The sequence below is a fragment of the Pedobacter sp. 05T44 genome (genome assembly GCF_056395985.1).
Window position 1 is genome coordinate 244,494 of the sequence record NZ_JBFTKO010000004.1, and the last position, 16,695, is coordinate 261,188.

Below are 16,695 nucleotides of genomic sequence, written 5' to 3' on the forward strand. Positions count from 1 at the left end.
AGCTATTTGATCTTAACTTTACTGAGATGAATAAAGTCCTGCATCTCTGAGGTGATGACTTTTTCCCCTGCTTTAAGACCTGAAAGAATTTCCACATAATCGCTATTGCTTTCGCCAACTTTCACCTGGCGGGACACCGCATTGTCGCCCTCAATCACAAATACCTTTTGTTGTTCGGATCCATTAAACGCAGCGCCATTCTTAACTCTTATGGTATGCTCCTTGTAAGAGGTGACGACAAAAACATCAACCTTCAGGTTAGAGCGGAGCAGCTTTGAACTTTTATTGCTTAAGTTAATTGAAAATTTCACGGTTCCATCCTCCACAGCTGGCTGTACATTGCTAATATTCCCGAGCAAGTCCGTTTTAGCGATCCTGACTACAGCCGTTCTACCTGATTTAACCTCATCAGCATACGTATCAGAGATGCTGGCTTCAACCTTAAAACTGCTCAGGTCTGCAATACGCACCAACTCTTCGCCTTCATTGATTTCTGCACCGATCTTACTATTGACCCAGGTGATTACCCCGTTTCTTGGCGAAGAAATGGACGCATTTTTCAGTTTATCACTGATTCCTTTGATGTCCTTCTCCCGAATGTTGATTTCATACCCCAGGCTTTTCAGATCGGCCTGCATTGTTGCCTTCTGATTATCCATTTGGTTTTTGATCTGCTTCAGTTCGAGTTGTGCCACATTTAAGGTTAGGCGGGCCTGTTTGACATTTTCATCCGTACTCCCGCCAATCGCCAAGAGTGATTGTTCGTGATCCAGTGCCGTTTCCAGACTACTGATTTTCATTTGTTTAATGGAATACTGAGTCTTTAACTCATCGAGGGTTTTCTGCAGGCCCAGAGACAATTGGTTTATTTTGTTACGATTGACATGCTGCTCCTCATTCAGTTTTTCAAAGGAGAGCAACGCTGACTCCTTGTTCAGGCGCAAAATGGATTGGCCGGCAAGTACCTTTTCGCCAGCATTAAACATTACCTGCTCAATCCTTGCATCTACCGGTGAGCTGATGGTGAATTCATATTCGGGAGTAATAATCCCTGACGCAGGCACGGTCGCCTCCATCCTGCCTACCTCTGCAACTGAGGTACTGAGCGCACTTCCTTTTACTGCAGGCTCAACGATACTGCTAAATTGAATAAACCCAAAAGCGATTGCCAGGGCAACAACACTACCGATAATGTATATCCTGGTTCTTCGCCTGGCTTGTTCTTTGGATGAAATTTCACGGTCCATATGTATACTAATTTGAACCCTATGTTCCAATAGAAATGCCAGAAGTAACAAGCTAAAAATAAGCAAGTTACAATTAAGCTATAAAATTCAACTGTCTCATTGTGGACAGTATGTCTTAAAATGAACAGGAAATGGGCGATTTATAGGAAATTCAAATGGACGCGTCGAGGTAGAGACATGTCAGACACTACGCTTGCTTTTTTTTTCATCCAATTGCTGAAGAAATTTCTGAAAGCGGCTGATTTGGCTATTCAAATTATGCAGAATTACTTCCTGTTGTTGATTTAATTCGGTTAAATCAACGATCTTACCTTTCAGTTGTTTGATCGTCTCCACATTCAAAGCGATATCCAGTTCTTCAGGATCCAGGTACTGAAAAAAATTTCTTTTAAGCACCCCGGAAATCTGCACCAGGAGATATACATCAATCTTTTCGCTTTTAAATACCTGACTAAGCTTAAGGCCAGGTACATCAAGTTTCTCGGTCAGTTGTAACTGAGTATACCCCTGTGTTTTCATTTCCTTCCAGATGAGATTACCGATTTTCGAATACATTTGATTGTGTAGCGATTATTTTTATTGTCTATAGATGCAGCCCTACCCATAGTAAAACTAACATTGAATTTAGGAGAAATTCTGAAGTTGGATTTGAAGCCTATTTTCCGTTGACCTGGAAAAATCAAGACAGAATAAGATTTAGGCTAAGGCTATCGGAAAACAATGGCTTATAACTATATTTAACATCAAAGCATAAAATATGTGGTGGATATATGCATTACTTTCTGCATTTTTTGCAGCGCTGACAGCTGTCCTGGCAAAAATTGGAATAAAAGGTATCGATTCAAATCTGGCTACAGCAATCAGAACCGTTGTCATACTGTTATTGGCCTGGGCAATTGTTTTCTTTAAAGGTGGACAGACCGGCATTTCCGGCCTGACCAAACAAAACTGGGTATTTCTGATCCTCTCAGGTCTGGCAACAGGACTGTCCTGGATATTTTATTTTAAGGCCCTTCAAATGGGCAAGGTCTCTCAAGTAGCCCCTGTAGATAAGGCCAGTGTTGCGATCGCCTTAATCTTATCGGTTATCTTTCTTGGGGAGCCATTGACATACAAAACTATAATTGCGGTACTCATGATCATTGGCGGCACAATCATCCTCATTTTTCAATAGCAAAAATTGATCTTTTTCTGGAAATGCCGGATTGATCCAGAGTGCTCTTAGGAACTAAAACTTATAACTGTAACCCAGCCTAAAAACCTGGGTTTCCAGATAGTCGGTGCTGATGAGGCTAAACCCATTGCCCCTCACTTCTCTCCTTGGGTTAAGCGTATTGAACAGATCGGTACCATTTAAAAATAATTCACCCCTGCCATTTTGAACCTGCTTTTTCACACCCATATCAACTGAAAATCTCGACCCTATTTTTCCCTGGGGAATGATATCAGGCGCCAAGTAAACGGCGGAAAATTGCAATTCTGTTTTTTTAGGTAATTTAAACATCCCATTCAGCTTTGAATTCCATGAGGTAATGCTCTCCCTTGGCATGGTATATTGTGTGGGAACAGGGTATCTGTTGTTTATTGTAAATGCATCTATCGTGTTTCGGTATAGGGATACACCCGTATTGAACGAGAACCAGGTGGCCACATCCTGCTGATAAGTAATCTCCCCACCAGTATTCCGGCTTTCACCTGCATTTTGAAAAATATTGTAGATTAAGGTATTACCAGGTACCACTGTGGCAATCCTGGTAATAGTTGCATCAATCATCTTATGATAAATTGCAGAGTATACACTCCCCTTATTCCATGTTAGTTTATGCCCCAGTTCTATACTTTTGGTAAACTGCGGACGCAAGGTGGGATTGCCTACCTTAATCACCTCTGGTTCATCGTACTTAGGGAAGATCCGGATATCTACTTCATTTGGACGGTCGACCCTTTCATTGTAAAATACCGAAATCTTATTTTTATCGCTCAGTTTATAAGATAATCTCAGATTGGGAAAGGGACGCGTATAGTCATATCCATCACTGCTATATGTATTATGATTTGGGTTCACGTCATACTCGACCTTTACATATTCAAATCTCAGGCCTGCTTCCAGCTCAAAACGATTGCTCTCAAATATATAATTACCATACACTGCAGGAATGGTTTCCTTATAATCGGCCCATCCACCCGCATTTACGTCTAAAGGAGAATTCAGACCAGGAAAGAACTGCATATCCGTGGGGATGGTCCTTCTTCTAAATTTGATTCCGGCTTCCAGCCGGCCATGTTTCAAAGGCCTGATATAATCCAGATTTAAATCTGCTACATGTTCGTCAGAAAGCAGCTTAAAGGAATCCTCACCTGTGAAGCTGGGCATGATATTCGTAAAGAAATACTTTTCATCTTCCCTGTGAAACGTATAGTTGAAACCAGCATTCAGTAAATGCCCTGGCTGAACAAATTTGTGCTGGTACAAAGCTGAGGCTGTCGCGGTATATTTTACCTCGTCTTCGAGGAACTGCCAAAGGCGGTTCCTTACTGAGAAATCACTATTAAAGTAGGGAATATCTCCCCTGTCCAGAATCTTCTCCCTGTTCAGATAAGCTGAAAGTGTGAAGGTATTTCTATCATCCGGGTTCCAGTCCATTCCGGTCTTAATCGTAGAAAATGTAGTGGTCCTGTTCCGCTTCACTTGCTGATTGATTACCGTTCCGTCATCGTAAACACGCTGAGCGAAATCATTTCGGTTCAATGTCTGGGTGTACAACCAGTCGCCCTGCAAAAAAGTATTCATTTTATTTTTACGATAATTGAGTGAGACTGATGGGTTCAGCTTTGGGGTTGCCTGGTATTGCGGACGTATGGTAGGCAGGTTTTCCTTCCTGATCCATAAGGCACCCAGCCCGGTGGTCAGACCTATTTTCCCATTAAACCCTTCCTGTCTGTTCTTTTTATAGATGATGTTAATGATTCCTGCATTCCCATTGGCATCATACCTGGCTGAAGGGTTATTGATAATTTCAATGCTTTCGATTGCAGATGCAGGGATATTGTCTAAACCCGTCTGACTGCCGAAACCTGTTACCGCATTTTGTTTCCCGTCAATCAATACGGCCACCTTATCATTTCCCCTGAGCTGCACTTTTCCATCCTGAATAGTAACCCCGGGAATATTTTGCATCGCCTGCAATACTGAACCTCCGGTTTGTGTTGCATTATTGGCCAGAGTAAAAGTCTTTTTATCCATTCTAGCGGAGACCCCATCGGATTGCCCGGCAACGATTTTTACCTCATTCAGGACCTTGGCATCTTCTTCCAGTTCAATTAAACCAAGATCCAGGAAATTGCTCAATGTGCCCGCTGTAAAGGGCTGTCTGATCGTCTTAAAACTCACCATCGATATTTCCAAGATGTAATTTCCGTTTTTTACGCCGGCCAGGCTGAACCGACCTTCATCGTTTGTAACCGTACCAACTACAAAGCTGCTGTCCTTAGCTGCTTTAAAAACCACATTCACATACGGAATGGCAATTTTATTGCCATCTCTGATCATTCCAGATACGGTAACGCCTGAACTGGTCTGCGCACTGACAAAGAAAGGAAGTATTAAAAGCAAAAGGGAAATAAATCTATACACGATTATCTTTTTACCCAAAGCTGCATCTCAAATCTGAAGAAATGTTGAACCACATCTTTTTTGTTTTACTTTAGGAATTCTTCTTTTTCCTGAGACTCGAGAATAGCAATATTTTGCGGATCGAGACCATATTTTGGCATGATAATATCGTTTTCGATGCGTATCCAATATTACTTCTCAACTTTTGTTTTCAGGCTAACTGTTATAAAAAAGTTGTATTTCAACGGATTAAGCATTTATATATTCCCCATATTAATTTAATATGAAATATATGTGAATCTTAGTTTGTAGAATCAATTTGAGTTTGTACTTTTGCGCCGGAGAGCTGGCAGAGTGGTCGAATGCGGCAGTCTTGAAAACTGTTGACTGTCATAGGTCCGGGGGTTCGAATCCCTCGCTCTCCGCAGTAAGTACAAAAGCGCGTGTTTTAGAACACGCGCTTTTATTTTTACACAACACTGATAATCAATGATTTATATAACAACAAAAAAGAACAACCTGTGATAGGTATTAACGATTTGAGCTAAAATAGACCCTTAAACCCCCAAAGAGCATTAGGGATTCGAACACCTTCAATTGACATCCTCAGCGGTCAAAAGCGCAAATTTCACTTAAAAATTAAGTACTTTTCTGGCCTTCTACTCTTGACATCTTTTAGTTATTACAAAGGATTTGTAAAAATGCAAATAATATGTGGCTGATATATCATCATTAATCACATCAGCAGGCAGTTTCTCCCCGATATTAGCCATTATTACTTCTACACCCAGCAATTAATTGTTGCCTAAGTGGGCATTTCGGCAGATCTGGCCATTAAATCCGCGTTTATCGTGACAGTGGATTTCGCTTCAAGATTTACCTAATGCACAATACAGGCTTCAGATAAGTTCCGTTTGCACAGCCATTTTAACCAAAGATGCAATGTTACGCGCCTGAAATTTAGAAAGTAGGTTTTTTCGGTGTGTATCAACTGTAGTTACACTCACAAAAAGTTTAAGCGCAATTTCGTTATTGGTTAGGCCGTCGGCGATAAATTCCAGCACTTCTTTTTCTCTCCGGGTAAGGATAATTGTTTTATTTTCCTGTTCACGGAGTAGCTGAAAGGCATCACTACTCATATAGGACCTTCCCATCCTCACTGTAAAAATAGCCGCTAACAATTCGTTTTTTGTGGCATTCTTAAGCACATAACCCGATGCTCCGTTTTCAATTATCTTTTTGATAAAGCTTTGCTGATTAAAGGTGCTTAAACCAAGAATATGAATAGCGGGGTACTTTTCTTTTATGATTTTACAGAGCTCTATTTCACTTTCTTTACCTAAATTAATATCCATTAATATCACATCGGCTTGGTGATGCTTTAAAAAGGCCAGGCAAGATTCAGTAGAAGTAGCATGTCCCAGCCACTCAATACGCTTTTCATCCTGCAGCAACGAACGAACCCCTTCAATAACCAGGTAATGATCATCAACAATTAAAACACTTACAACGTTCATATCTTAAATTCAATTAACACCGAAGTACCCTTTTCTGGCTCGCTTTTAACATCTATTTTTCCCTTTAAAAAATCAACCCTATTTTTAATATTGGCCCAGCCAATTCCGCGCGTTTCAGTTAATAAATCCGGGTTAAATCCTTTGCCATCATCTTCTACAGTTACTGTTATAATTCCGTCGCTTTTAGCCAGTTGCACAATGGCAGTATTAGCCGAAGCGTGTTTCATGGTGTTATTTAACAATTCTTGCACTATTCTAAAAATGGTTATTGCTGTTGTATTATTAAGGTTAGCCGTTTCCATTCCAATAGACTGATAATCGACCTGCAATGCTCCAGTAAGATTTATATCTGCACAAAAATCCTTTAAAGCCGTATCCAAACCAAATTTTACCAAGGCTTCCGGCATCATATTGTGAGCCACTCTGCGCATTTCTTTTATGGAACTGTCCAGCATATCCATACTTCTATTAAATGCCCTTGCGTTTTCCGGCGTCATTACTAAATTTCCTTGCATATGTCCAAATGAGTGTTTTAAACCTGAGAGCATACCGCCCAGGCCATCGTGTAAATCTTTAGCCAAACGCGTTCGCGATTTTTATGCAGGCGCGTACACTTTGCAAAATAATGCGTACTATTTTGCAAATCCGTATCTTTACATCATCAAGTACCAGCTAGACTATTCAAATGAAAAAAACACCTACTGTTGAGCGCCTTTTAAAAAACATGGGCAACATGCATGAACTTGGACGTCAGCGCGCCTTCGAATTGGGAAATCCCTTTTACGCTCAATTTGAAGAATATGGCAAATACTGGTGTAAAGAGCTTCCAACAGGCGAAAAATACCTGGTAGAGATCGAAATCATAAGCGATGCTAATGGCATACCTAAAGAGATTAAGGATACAGTTATTAAAAAGCTAAATTAAGGTATGCCAGAACTTATCTTTATCACGGGCTGCAATGCTGCAGGCAAATCTACTTTTATCCGAACAAGATTGAACGAACTGGAGGGGTTCGAAATTCTGATGACAGATGTTTACAAAAGCCGGACTAAAGAACTTGCCTTAAAAGCCATAGCCGATAAAAAAGACATCGTTCTGGAAACAGTATTTAATGACAGTTCCTTTATTAACATTGTTGAGGCAGCAAGGAAAGTTTTATATTTATCTGGCTTTTCTTATTTTGTAAACAAATCGACTTTTACTGATGTGGTACTATGTTTACATCCTATTTTAACATGACATCTATTGGATCATAAATTTCACAATCAAGCTCCCTGTCTTGCCCATACTTGACGGCTCATACATACGGCGACCATAGTTGACGGCGGCGCTGATGTACATATTTCCGGATGGGTCGAAAGTTATGCCGGTATAGCTCATAGTGAGAAATGAAAACGTACCTGTAAGATCGTAAAACTCTGAGGAATTTAATGCTTTGTTTACCATGAATACCGGGCCAAATGTACAGCAGCCGCCTGATGCGACCGTGCCGTTATTATAGGACGATCCGGGTAAAAATAAATTGCCGGCTACATCTACCGCAAGCATAGATGTAAATCGTAAAGTTACAGACCCTTTGCCCCCCGTCCAACTAGCCATTTGCTTTGGTATCGGCCCAATAGTGCTTACAATGCCGGCGGGTGTTATTTTACGAATGTAATAAGCGCTACTCTCGACACCCCTGATATCATAATCACCATCGCTTACATAAACATTACCAGAGGCATCAGTGGCAATATGATTCAGGTTGCCATAGCTTCCAAAAGCGGCTGAGGTACCCTGGCCATCCACTTTTCCGGCTGTTGCCTTACCCGCAAAGGTACTTACCTGCCCTGCCGGGGTAATTTTACGAACGCGATAAACATCCGTAACAAACAAATTTCCAGAAACGTCAATAGTCATACCTGCCGGAGCGGTAAACTGGGCTGCAGTACCAAGCGCATCAGCATACCCTGAAACGCCGCTGCCCGCAAAAACGCTTACTGCTCCAGCAGATGTAACTTTATATATTTTAAAATCATTAGTTCCCACCGTATAAACGTTGCCTGCTCCGTCTACAGCTATGCCACCCAACTTAGTGCTGCTGTTGCCCACTTTGGTCAGCATACTTTTAACTCCAGCCGGGGATATTTTAAAAACGGTGTCCGTATTGGTATTCACATAGACATTTCCGGTGACGTCGGCAGCCATGTTTACGATAGAGGCACCATCAAACGCATTATCGGCCGGAATTTTAGTGATAACAAAGGATCTAACCGTAAAATTTGCAGGAAATAGGATGACCGTATCCTTATTAGTTACCGTAATCTGACCGGTGGTAGCTTCTTCAGGTACTACAACGATCATTTGGGTAGCTGTTATTGACTTTATGGTGGCAGATTTACTATTAAATTTTACACTGGTCGTACGCAGAACGGTGTCAAAGCCAGCACCTGTAATCGTTACAATCGTTCCCTTCATCCCCTGTAAAGGACTAATATTAGTAATAACAGTCTTTATCGGAGTGGTATTTATGGGCGCGCTTTTTTTGCATTGCACTGTAAAAATGGCCGTAACAATTATACCGATTATAGCCAGGTAATTTCGTGATTTTTTCTTCATAGTTTTCAAAGTTTATTCTCATTGAGTCACGAGTACAAGTAAACTATCAGCCCAGCTTTTGATCCTCCTTCTTGCATTTATAACATCATTTAAAGCAGTATGTTCGCATCACAATAAGAGGGGGATAAAATTGCTTTATCGAGATTGATCTTATACGAAACTACGACTTTAGTAAATAGGCTACAATACCCATATTTGGGTATTGTAATCATAGCAGCGACTCAGATAGTGCTGCTTCCTGATCACAATAGGTTGTTCCATTGAAATACTTTTCTTTGTAGTACTACTCACACAAGTCGTTAAAGGCTTCGTTTATTACTTTCAATAGCTATGAATTCCGGCAAATAATTTGGAGTACATCCATCTTTTATAAAGGACGATGAATCCAGCGTTCGTAAGTCAATTCAAATTTAGTTTCGCCATTGGTGAAATAGCTGCAGCAAGATGACCCGTATCCTCACAACAGACGGCATGGAAATTTAACCTCGCTTTTCCCAGCAACCTTTTTCGTCAAGAATTTTTAAATACCTGTTATATTCCTCCTTAGCATGATAAAGTAGATATAGATGATTGGTTAGCGCTGTGAGAAAATTAAAGAAAATTGAAAACTCTTCTTTCGAATTATAAAGCCCACCCCACTCATTTAATATCCATTTTAATGTTTTTCCATTCCGAGTGGTGACCGAAAATTCCAGGTAAGGCATATCAGCTTCAGTTTTTTTGTAATAGTCGAGCTGTAGCCCCCCCAATAGTCCTATTTCCCTTACAGGAACCCGAATGGAGTGTATTTCTAAAAACAAAACAGAGCCGAAACAGGAGCTGGTAAAGCCTTCTTCACTTAGTGAAACGATGTCTGTCGACTTCCTTTCAGATACCACTTTAAACAGTCTGTAAATAGCTATTAACATTAACGGCAAGGAGATCAGTAATAGCCAGGTCGGGAAAAGTGGGTTCGGATGCGACGGTAAAACGATGGTTAGGACTGTTAGTGAAAGGGTCAGCAACGTGGAAAAAAACCAAAACAGAATAGTTGAACTTTTTTGGCTATTATTAAAATGGAAGCGATAGGTTTTCATAAATGACTATTTTGAAGTAAACTTGTCCGCTATAAGCTCGGATCAAATTCCACGATCCATTCAATACCATATTTGTCTCTAAACATTCCGGCGTATGTATTCCAAGGGCTGTCACCCATAGGCCCTTCAACCTCGCCCCCTACAGATAGGCCGCTAAATATCTGGTCTGCCTCTTCTCTACTTTCAGCACTGACCACTATTTTAGATCTGTTTTCGTTCTCGTTTACCTGTCCCATAAATTCGGGAACGTCATTGGCTATTAATACATTCTTTTTGCCAATAGGCAAAGCAATATGCATGATTTTGTTAGCCTCATGTTCTGCTATCGAAAATTCAGCACTTGCTAAATCTTTAAAACGAATGATCTTTGCGAACTCTCCGCCAAAAACTGATTTGTAAAAAGTGAATGCTTCTTCGGCATTGCCATTGAAGTTTATCCACGGATTAATTGCTCTCATAGTTATTCTATTTAAATGGTTAAATTTTATACTAGTATTCTCCGGTTTTAAGCATTCACGTTGCGAATGTGCCCCACCATTTTCTCCCTATATCTATTTCGGTAAGGAGACCAGCAGTTCTTCGAGGTTTTTCAAAGTCATAATGAAGCCTATTTTGAAGCCCTCTAATAATTTCTCCAGTCGTTCAAACGATTCATTAAAGATGGTAATATTCACTTTAGTGATGCCGTTTTTTTCGCTGAAACTGTAATCCCATTCAGAACCCGGCAATTCACGGTTTTCGTCTTTATCAGCAAACGTGTTGTACATCTTAAAATTGATTTTCGGGGTAATAGAAGTAAATTCCTGCACCGCCCAACGCTCCTGCCCATCGGGGCTGATCATGGCATAAAACCGGCGTCCACCTTCTTTAAAATCCATGTACTTGGTTTTGGCACGCATCGGCGCAGGCGCCCCCCATTGGTCCAGCAGCTCAGCCTTAGTAAAGGCATCCCATACTAAAGACTGTGCGGCATTAAATTCTCTGGTGATGTATACTGTTTTCGCCGTTTTATCAACGTTAAAATCAAATAGCAAATCGTTGTTCATTATTCCTTTGTTTTAATTATTGTTAATAATTGGTCCAATTGGTTAAATTGAGTTTCCCAGTTTTGTCTGAATTGGGCTAACCAATTATCAAATTCCTGCATTTTTTTCGCGTTAAAGTGATAGTAAATTTCCCGGCCAGTCTGCTCAGGTTTTATCAATTCACATTCGTATAACACTTTAATATGTTTTGATACCGCCTGCCGGGTCATATCAAATTTTTCTGCCATTACATTCGGCGTCAAAGCCTGAATGGCAAGTAAAGTCAAAATAGCCCTGCGTGTAGGGTCGGCTATAGCTTGGAATATGTCTTGTTTCATTTTGCAAATATTTAATCAGCAACCTTCAGGTTGCAAATATATGCGCAACTTTTGGGTTGCGCAAATTTATTTAAGTTTTTTTGGAAGAGGAATCGAAGTTTTAAAAGAGCATGTTGAGAAAGACCAAATGAGTTTTATAATAGTTTGCTTCCGTTCCTTCATATTCGTTTAAGCCATCTGCTGTTCAAAACTGAACAACGCATGTCCACTATCGGACAAAGATTCACAAGAAAGACCCAAATATTGTATTTACACCCCATATTATACGTTGTGGCATAAAAATGGAAACCACAATCACGAAATCAAACCATGCAACGATGTTTCTACTTAATTTCAAACTATCCCTGCGCGGCCTTTTGGAAAACCAATATTCCTCGCTCATCAACATCATCGGTCTCCATGTAGAGTTGGCGGGCCGTCTGCTACCAATCACCATCCAACCCAAAACTATTAAAGCAATTAAAATATGAACAAGTTTACCTGCTATCTCTTTGCCTTGACCCTCAACTGCCTATGTACTAAGGTAGTGGCGCAAAATAAGCCAGTATTTGACGGCCCTTCCTGGAAGCCACCCTATCAGCTTGAGCTGGACGGCTGGGGAATCGAACGTTTTCCCATCCCAATAGACTTCGCACCATCCATTACATACACTGGTGTGGAAGATATCCGGTTTACCAAAGGCTGGAGCAACCAGAAAAGCCCTGAATATTGGTCGTATGCGTTCCTATGGCTGCTGGACAATGCTCCTGTTCAAACTACAGTGATCCTCCAAAAAAACCTGAATGCCTATTATGACGGCCTTGTAGACAGGAACATCACCAAGCGAAACATTCCCAAAGCCCTAATCATCAAGACTGAGACCAAACTCCGGGCGATAAAAACAGAAAAAGGAGACATGCATACTTTCCAGGGAACTATCCGTATGCTCGATTATATGGCACAGAAACCAATACTACTTAATGCAAAAATCCATATCAAAAAATGCCCGGGAAGCATGCAAATAATTGTTTTTTACCAGCTATCTCCCAAACCGCTTACTAAACCGATATGGACGAAGCTAAATGCGCTATGGAGCCGTTTTAAATGCGGAGGATAAAAACGCGGTTGATCTCATACCTTTTACAAAAAATTAATAAAATATTGAAATCTCTGCTCCAATTCGGCCACCTTGCATCCCATAGGCAAAACACTACCCCTTGAAGAGGTCAATTCTATGGTAAATTCCTACGGGGCCTTTATACCGATCTCGATGCCGAATACACAACCTTATTTGATGGTGTAATAACTCTATTGTCGAGCCTTAAAGAGCAAGACAAAATTGTGATCGTGCTGAGCAACAAAGACTTAAGATTTCAGCAAGGTATTCGGTTCATAGTTCGCTAAAAGACACATAATTTATCGTTCGTTTGGATACACAGGACTTCATGAAACAGCACAAGACCAAATCTTTGGAATTGTATGTGAATAAAGCCAGCATGTATATAATTTGTCTCCTAGCTTACTTTCACCATTGGGTGCTGGAGGTAAATAATAACTAAGGACAGCAGGAAGAAAGGTACTTCAATCATCACCCCTTTAAGATCTCTGCCCAGTAAATGAAAACAGATAATTAACAGGATACCTGCTGCCATCAGGAAATTCCCCCAGACGAAAGTTTTAGGAATGAGCATCAGGACAACACTCAACAGCGTAAAGAAACCTAAAGCCATCACCCCCTGCTTGCCGATGCTCCATTTGCCAAACAGTTCCAGCATTTCGGTTTTACCCGAAAACATCGCCCAGCCTTGTTTGGTTCCCATGTAAGCAGCAAAAAGCATGAGTATGGTGTTTATAATTTTGATTATCATGATTTTAAGTTATGGATTTATCCAGGCAAATAAAAATGCAAGAGCAAAAATCCTATATCACTTAGGACTTTTGCTTGAAACCTCTATCTTGTAGTGTACCCTCCGTTCGCAAAAATGGTCTGCCCTGTAATCCACCAGCCATCTGTTACTAAAAATTCCACCAGCGGGGCAATGTCCTCAATCCGGGTAAGCCCCCCTAAAGCTGATGCCGATTTATGATAGGCAACAGCATCCTCCGACTCCTGTCCATAAAAAAATGGCGTATCCATTGGACCAGGAGCAACCGCAGTAACTGAAATCCCCCTATCTCCAAACTCTTTTGCTGCCGCACGGGTAAAATCCTCAACAGGTGCCTTTGCACCAGCATATGTCGAGTAATAACCCGTAAATGCAGCCAGTAATGAAGTCACTATAGTACAGATCTTACCATTATCGTTCAATTGTTTTCCAGCTTCCTGTAAAAAGAAATAAGCCTGTTTTGAATTGATGTCGAACATGCTATCGTACTCTGCTTCGGTTGTGTCTAAAAATGGTTTTTTCAGCACTTTACCCACCGTATTGATCGCAATATCAATACCACTAAATTTGGCTTTTGCTTCCGCAAACAGCTTTACCACATTTTCCACCCTGGTTAAATCGGCCTGGGTAAGGTAAGCCTCGCCACCAGCTGAGATAATATCGGCCAAGGTCTTCTCTGCATCAACTCTTGTTGACTCACTATTGTAATGGATCACTACCTTCGCTCCTTTTGCCGCTACATTTCTGCTAATTAAGCCACCCAGGTTTTTTGCACCTCCTGCGATCAGCACTACTTTACCTTTTAAATCGTTCCTGCTCATAATAAATTTTTTAAGATTATTGATAGTATAAAATTCAGCTATCGCCCTTTAAATAACATGGTGAACTTTTCGGAGCTTTCAGGTATTCGCTATTTTTTATGCAGTTTTCTAAACGCCCCAGGTGTTTGTCCGGTAAATTTTCTGAAGAATTTTGAAAAATTGGAGGGATCATACGTCAATCTCTTCGCAATGTCTGCAATAGAACGGTCCGTATGGAGCATCATTTCTTTTGCCTGTTCTACGATTTTCAAATCATAGAAATAACAGGGATGGTGACCCATTGTTTGCTGAATGGTATCGGTCAGGTGGGTATGAGAAACACATAAGGCGCTTGCGATTTCGTTCAAGGTCAACATTTCAGTGGCCTCACCGCTGACAATTTCAGCTAGATGAAGGTCTAAAAAATCAAAATAGGTCCTGGTAATTTCATCCCCACGTTTCATTGGCTTATTTGCGTTTAACATAAATAGGAAATTGCAAAGATTATCATAATTTAAGGTTTTCGCATGGTGAACTTTTCGGTATCGCTTTTTACTCAATTTACAAATCAGGTGGCATTAAAAAAGACAGCTATCTAAATTGGGATGTTCAACAGTCTTAATTTCCCCCTTGTCGTTTCTGCATTAATTTCCTGTAGAAATTTCAGGAGGCTACCTTAGGGTTGTCAGTGGGCATGGTTTATTTTGAATAAAAAAAATCATGAAAAAACTTGACCTGGCAAAAAAATACAAGCCCTACTATACCGCAAAGTTATCCAATCGGTATTTTAAGCAGTATACTTCAAGGTATACTGTTTTACCGGAGAGAACTATCAAAAACCGGCCAAAGTATGCCCGAAGTATACTTCCATCCCCGTTTGCAATGCAATAAGAGGGGTTCAACCAGACCTTGTAGACAAAATGGGTTCTGCTTATTGGTTTATCCATGCCTTTCTCAACGAAAGTTGACCACTGGAGGGGTTATTCATTTCAAAAACAGTTTTTGCGGCTTCATCATAATCGAGTCCTACCTTCATCAAACTCTCTTTTAAAGAAATTGTTTGTCCCTCTTCGACATAATCTTTAAAAAACTGACGAATCTCGGGGAATGTAAATGCAGTAATTACATTAAACAAGTCTTCGTCTTTAAAAGCTTTTTCAGGACCATATTTTTTAACCAGCTTTTGCATTAATTCCTGTGTACCAAGCTTTCCATTGGAAAGTTCTCTTAAGCGAATGTCAAGGCATAAACCTATCAAGGCACCTTTTTGGTAAAAATTCATATACTGATCCTGCCTTTTGATCGCATTAGTGCTCATCACAGTCATAGACAAGTTATTATCGAATCCTTCCATACCCTTGATTTTGGCTTCGATCTTTTTAGCAAACTGCTGAAGGCTGATCATCCGTTGTTTTATGGGCATATGCATGGTCGCATATTCAGTCATACCTTCATAAAGCCAGAGGTGCCTTGACAATACAGGGTTAAGAAAATTAAAATCCTGTACTTCCTTAGAATGGATATTGAGTGGCGTCAGAATATGAAAAAACTCATGAGAAGCAACATCAATTAATGCCTCGGGAAGCTGGTCTAAAGTTTCCGAACCGTACAGGCATACAGTGGAATTGCTGTGTTCAAGGCCATCAGCCATCAGTCCCCTTGGGATTTTTTCATGATAGATCAGAAATGCATACTCATTAACAGGCAATCTCCCGCCAAGGTATGCCTGCTGACTCCTTAAAATCGTGTCCAATCTGGAGGCTAAGGTTTTTGAATAAGATTGATGCGACTGCGAATAAAAGGAAACCAGGACTTTCGCATTCCCCACTGTGATCCAGGTGGTGTCTGGTACGCAATACATGACAGGTGCATCGACCAGATGACGGTAATCTTTTGCTGAAACCACATCTATAGTATCGTTCTGATGGGTGTATTCCAAGGCAGATGAGGGATAGAATTCCCGGTTTTTCTTTACCGTCACCTTGTAGCCTTTATTTCTAACTTTTTCAAAGTAACCGACGAGCGCATTATAGTTTAGGATAAAAAGTTTGTCTTTTTTAAAGGTACTTTCGGCAGATTTTGCTCCCGGAGTATTTTGCGGCAGATCCTCCCAACCGCTGGATACTTCATAGGTTATTCTAGCAGTATTCTTCAAGTCAGGCACGATCCAGGTATTCGTATCTAATCTTTTAACGGTGATTGGCTCTCCCTTCTTATTAAATGCCTTAAATGCGGAAACGTATTGACCAAAGTTCATCGCGTCATAGTAGCCCGGAATTAGCTTAGGCATTACAAATTTAGCTTCTCGCTGATTGGTTTTGGGTGGTACAAGGGAAACCTGCACCCTATTATCTCGCATATTCAACAAATCGATTTTATATTGATACTTATTGGTTTGAGACTGCGCCGATAATCTTGTTGAACAGATGAGTATTGCTACTATCAATAGGAACTTATTCATAGACATAATTTCTATAATATTTGACAATATATTCACTTTCTGTGTTATCCAATTAAAATTAATTACTATAAAGGCCATAAATACGAAATAAAGCTGCATTTAGAGCTGGGTTCGAAACCTCCACTCTTTGCCAAAGTGGTATCATAACCAA

Annotated in this window: 18 protein-coding genes and 1 tRNA gene; 5 read left to right on the forward strand and 14 right to left on the reverse strand. The window is 40.5% G+C overall.

The annotated features are described in order from the left end of the window. Window positions 1-2: 2 nt before the first annotated feature. Window positions 3-1,247: an efflux RND transporter periplasmic adaptor subunit gene (locus tag AC1DDK_RS09765; protein WP_172663452.1), complete on the reverse strand. Its 1,245-nt coding sequence runs from the start codon at window positions 1,245-1,247 to the stop codon at window positions 3-5. A gap of 180 nt (window positions 1,248-1,427) precedes the next feature. Then, complete coding sequence (locus AC1DDK_RS09770; protein WP_288880147.1) at window positions 1,428-1,802, reverse strand: hypothetical protein; 375 nt, start codon at window positions 1,800-1,802, stop codon at window positions 1,428-1,430. A 202-nt stretch (window positions 1,803-2,004) separates the two neighbouring features. Between AC1DDK_RS09770 and AC1DDK_RS09775 the strand changes: the two genes are divergently transcribed. Then, window positions 2,005-2,421: an EamA family transporter gene (locus AC1DDK_RS09775; RefSeq protein ID WP_172663454.1), complete on the forward strand. Its 417-nt coding sequence runs from the start codon at window positions 2,005-2,007 to the stop codon at window positions 2,419-2,421. 54 nt (window positions 2,422-2,475) lie between these two features. Here the strand turns inward: AC1DDK_RS09775 and AC1DDK_RS09780 are convergent, their stop codons facing one another. After that, window positions 2,476-4,881: a TonB-dependent receptor gene (locus tag AC1DDK_RS09780; protein ID WP_337714984.1), complete on the reverse strand. Its 2,406-nt coding sequence runs from the start codon at window positions 4,879-4,881 to the stop codon at window positions 2,476-2,478. 319 nt (window positions 4,882-5,200) lie between these two features. Between AC1DDK_RS09780 and AC1DDK_RS09785 the strand changes: the two genes are divergently transcribed. Continuing rightward, a tRNA-Ser gene (locus AC1DDK_RS09785) sits at window positions 5,201-5,285 on the forward strand. A gap of 474 nt (window positions 5,286-5,759) precedes the next feature. Here AC1DDK_RS09785 and AC1DDK_RS09790 read toward each other — a convergent pair. Further along, window positions 5,760-6,377, reverse strand: a complete 618-nt coding sequence (locus AC1DDK_RS09790) for a response regulator transcription factor (protein WP_337714986.1) — start codon at window positions 6,375-6,377, stop codon at window positions 5,760-5,762. Next, window positions 6,374-6,958 (reverse strand): sensor histidine kinase, encoded by a 585-nt coding sequence (locus tag AC1DDK_RS09795; protein ID WP_337714988.1) that lies wholly within the window; start codon window positions 6,956-6,958, stop codon window positions 6,374-6,376. Before AC1DDK_RS09795 ends, AC1DDK_RS09790 begins: the two co-directional genes overlap by 4 nt. A gap of 104 nt (window positions 6,959-7,062) precedes the next feature. On the opposite strand from AC1DDK_RS09795, the gene AC1DDK_RS09800 reads away from it, so the two are divergent. Beyond that, window positions 7,063-7,302, forward strand: a complete 240-nt coding sequence (locus tag AC1DDK_RS09800; protein WP_337714991.1) for a hypothetical protein — start codon at window positions 7,063-7,065, stop codon at window positions 7,300-7,302. Window positions 7,303-7,305: 3 nt separating this feature from the next. Further along, complete coding sequence (locus AC1DDK_RS09805) at window positions 7,306-7,617, forward strand: hypothetical protein (RefSeq protein WP_337714993.1); 312 nt, start codon at window positions 7,306-7,308, stop codon at window positions 7,615-7,617. 3 nt (window positions 7,618-7,620) lie between these two features. On the opposite strand, the gene AC1DDK_RS09810 is transcribed toward AC1DDK_RS09805, so the two are convergent. From AC1DDK_RS09810 to AC1DDK_RS09830, 5 genes are all read right to left on the reverse strand, one after another. Next, entirely contained in the window at window positions 7,621-8,979 is a 1,359-nt protein-coding gene (locus AC1DDK_RS09810; protein WP_337714995.1) for an IPT/TIG domain-containing protein, read from the reverse strand. 479 nt (window positions 8,980-9,458) lie between these two features. Beyond that, window positions 9,459-10,055, reverse strand: a complete 597-nt coding sequence (locus AC1DDK_RS09815) for a hypothetical protein (RefSeq protein ID WP_337714997.1) — start codon at window positions 10,053-10,055, stop codon at window positions 9,459-9,461. Between the two features lie 29 nt (window positions 10,056-10,084). After that, entirely contained in the window at window positions 10,085-10,513 is a 429-nt protein-coding gene (locus AC1DDK_RS09820) for a VOC family protein (RefSeq protein ID WP_172663608.1), read from the reverse strand. A 93-nt stretch (window positions 10,514-10,606) separates the two neighbouring features. After that, window positions 10,607-11,101: an SRPBCC family protein gene (locus AC1DDK_RS09825; protein ID WP_337714999.1), complete on the reverse strand. Its 495-nt coding sequence runs from the start codon at window positions 11,099-11,101 to the stop codon at window positions 10,607-10,609. Next, window positions 11,101-11,418: an ArsR/SmtB family transcription factor gene (locus AC1DDK_RS09830; protein WP_172663610.1), complete on the reverse strand. Its 318-nt coding sequence runs from the start codon at window positions 11,416-11,418 to the stop codon at window positions 11,101-11,103. The genes AC1DDK_RS09825 and AC1DDK_RS09830 overlap by 1 nt, the downstream gene beginning before the upstream one ends. Before the next feature lie 466 nt (window positions 11,419-11,884). Here AC1DDK_RS09830 and AC1DDK_RS09835 point away from each other — a divergent pair, with 466 nt between their 5' ends. After that, window positions 11,885-12,514, forward strand: coding sequence for a hypothetical protein (locus AC1DDK_RS09835; RefSeq protein WP_172663611.1), 630 nt, complete (start codon window positions 11,885-11,887; stop codon window positions 12,512-12,514). Between the two features lie 397 nt (window positions 12,515-12,911). Here AC1DDK_RS09835 and AC1DDK_RS09840 read toward each other — a convergent pair whose 3' ends face one another. The 4 genes from AC1DDK_RS09840 to AC1DDK_RS09855 all read right to left on the reverse strand — a co-directional run bounded on the left by AC1DDK_RS09840 (window position 12,912) and on the right by AC1DDK_RS09855 (window position 16,544). Further along, window positions 12,912-13,265 carry a hypothetical protein gene (locus tag AC1DDK_RS09840; protein ID WP_172663612.1) on the reverse strand — a complete coding sequence of 118 codons (354 nt, stop codon included), beginning with the start codon at window positions 13,263-13,265 and terminating at the stop codon, window positions 12,912-12,914. A gap of 83 nt (window positions 13,266-13,348) precedes the next feature. Continuing rightward, on the reverse strand, window positions 13,349-14,104 hold the full coding sequence (locus AC1DDK_RS09845; protein WP_288880217.1) for an SDR family oxidoreductase: 756 nt from the start codon (window positions 14,102-14,104) through the stop codon (window positions 13,349-13,351). A gap of 89 nt (window positions 14,105-14,193) precedes the next feature. Beyond that, window positions 14,194-14,547, reverse strand: a complete 354-nt coding sequence (locus tag AC1DDK_RS09850) for a helix-turn-helix domain-containing protein (RefSeq protein ID WP_246269735.1) — start codon at window positions 14,545-14,547, stop codon at window positions 14,194-14,196. Window positions 14,548-15,014: 467 nt separating this feature from the next. Continuing rightward, on the reverse strand, window positions 15,015-16,544 hold the full coding sequence (locus tag AC1DDK_RS09855) for a M61 family metallopeptidase (protein WP_288880219.1): 1,530 nt from the start codon (window positions 16,542-16,544) through the stop codon (window positions 15,015-15,017). Between the last annotated feature and the right edge of the window lie 151 nt (window positions 16,545-16,695).

Excerpts from the sequence above, each read along its gene's own strand:
- AC1DDK_RS09765 (WP_172663452.1), bottom strand. The coding sequence starts at position 1,247 with ATGGACCGTGAAATTTCATCCAAAGAACAAGCCAGGCGAAGAACCAGG.
- AC1DDK_RS09770 (WP_288880147.1), bottom strand. The coding sequence starts at position 1,802 with ATGTATTCGAAAATCGGTAATCTCATCTGGAAGGAAATGAAAACACAG.
- AC1DDK_RS09775 (WP_172663454.1), top strand. The coding sequence starts at position 2,005 with ATGTGGTGGATATATGCATTACTTTCTGCATTTTTTGCAGCGCTGACA.
- AC1DDK_RS09790 (WP_337714986.1), bottom strand. The coding sequence starts at position 6,377 with ATGAACGTTGTAAGTGTTTTAATTGTTGATGATCATTACCTGGTTATT.
- AC1DDK_RS09800 (WP_337714991.1), top strand. The coding sequence starts at position 7,063 with ATGAAAAAAACACCTACTGTTGAGCGCCTTTTAAAAAACATGGGCAAC.
- AC1DDK_RS09805 (WP_337714993.1), top strand. The coding sequence starts at position 7,306 with ATGCCAGAACTTATCTTTATCACGGGCTGCAATGCTGCAGGCAAATCT.
- AC1DDK_RS09810 (WP_337714995.1), bottom strand. The coding sequence starts at position 8,979 with ATGAAGAAAAAATCACGAAATTACCTGGCTATAATCGGTATAATTGTT.
- AC1DDK_RS09815 (WP_337714997.1), bottom strand. The coding sequence starts at position 10,055 with ATGAAAACCTATCGCTTCCATTTTAATAATAGCCAAAAAAGTTCAACT.
- AC1DDK_RS09820 (WP_172663608.1), bottom strand. The coding sequence starts at position 10,513 with ATGAGAGCAATTAATCCGTGGATAAACTTCAATGGCAATGCCGAAGAA.
- AC1DDK_RS09825 (WP_337714999.1), bottom strand. The coding sequence starts at position 11,101 with ATGAACAACGATTTGCTATTTGATTTTAACGTTGATAAAACGGCGAAA.
- AC1DDK_RS09830 (WP_172663610.1), bottom strand. The coding sequence starts at position 11,418 with ATGAAACAAGACATATTCCAAGCTATAGCCGACCCTACACGCAGGGCT.
- AC1DDK_RS09835 (WP_172663611.1), top strand. The coding sequence starts at position 11,885 with ATGAACAAGTTTACCTGCTATCTCTTTGCCTTGACCCTCAACTGCCTA.
- AC1DDK_RS09840 (WP_172663612.1), bottom strand. The coding sequence starts at position 13,265 with ATGATAATCAAAATTATAAACACCATACTCATGCTTTTTGCTGCTTAC.
- AC1DDK_RS09845 (WP_288880217.1), bottom strand. The coding sequence starts at position 14,104 with ATGAGCAGGAACGATTTAAAAGGTAAAGTAGTGCTGATCGCAGGAGGT.
- AC1DDK_RS09850 (WP_246269735.1), bottom strand. The coding sequence starts at position 14,547 with ATGAAACGTGGGGATGAAATTACCAGGACCTATTTTGATTTTTTAGAC.
- AC1DDK_RS09855 (WP_288880219.1), bottom strand. The coding sequence starts at position 16,544 with ATGAATAAGTTCCTATTGATAGTAGCAATACTCATCTGTTCAACAAGA.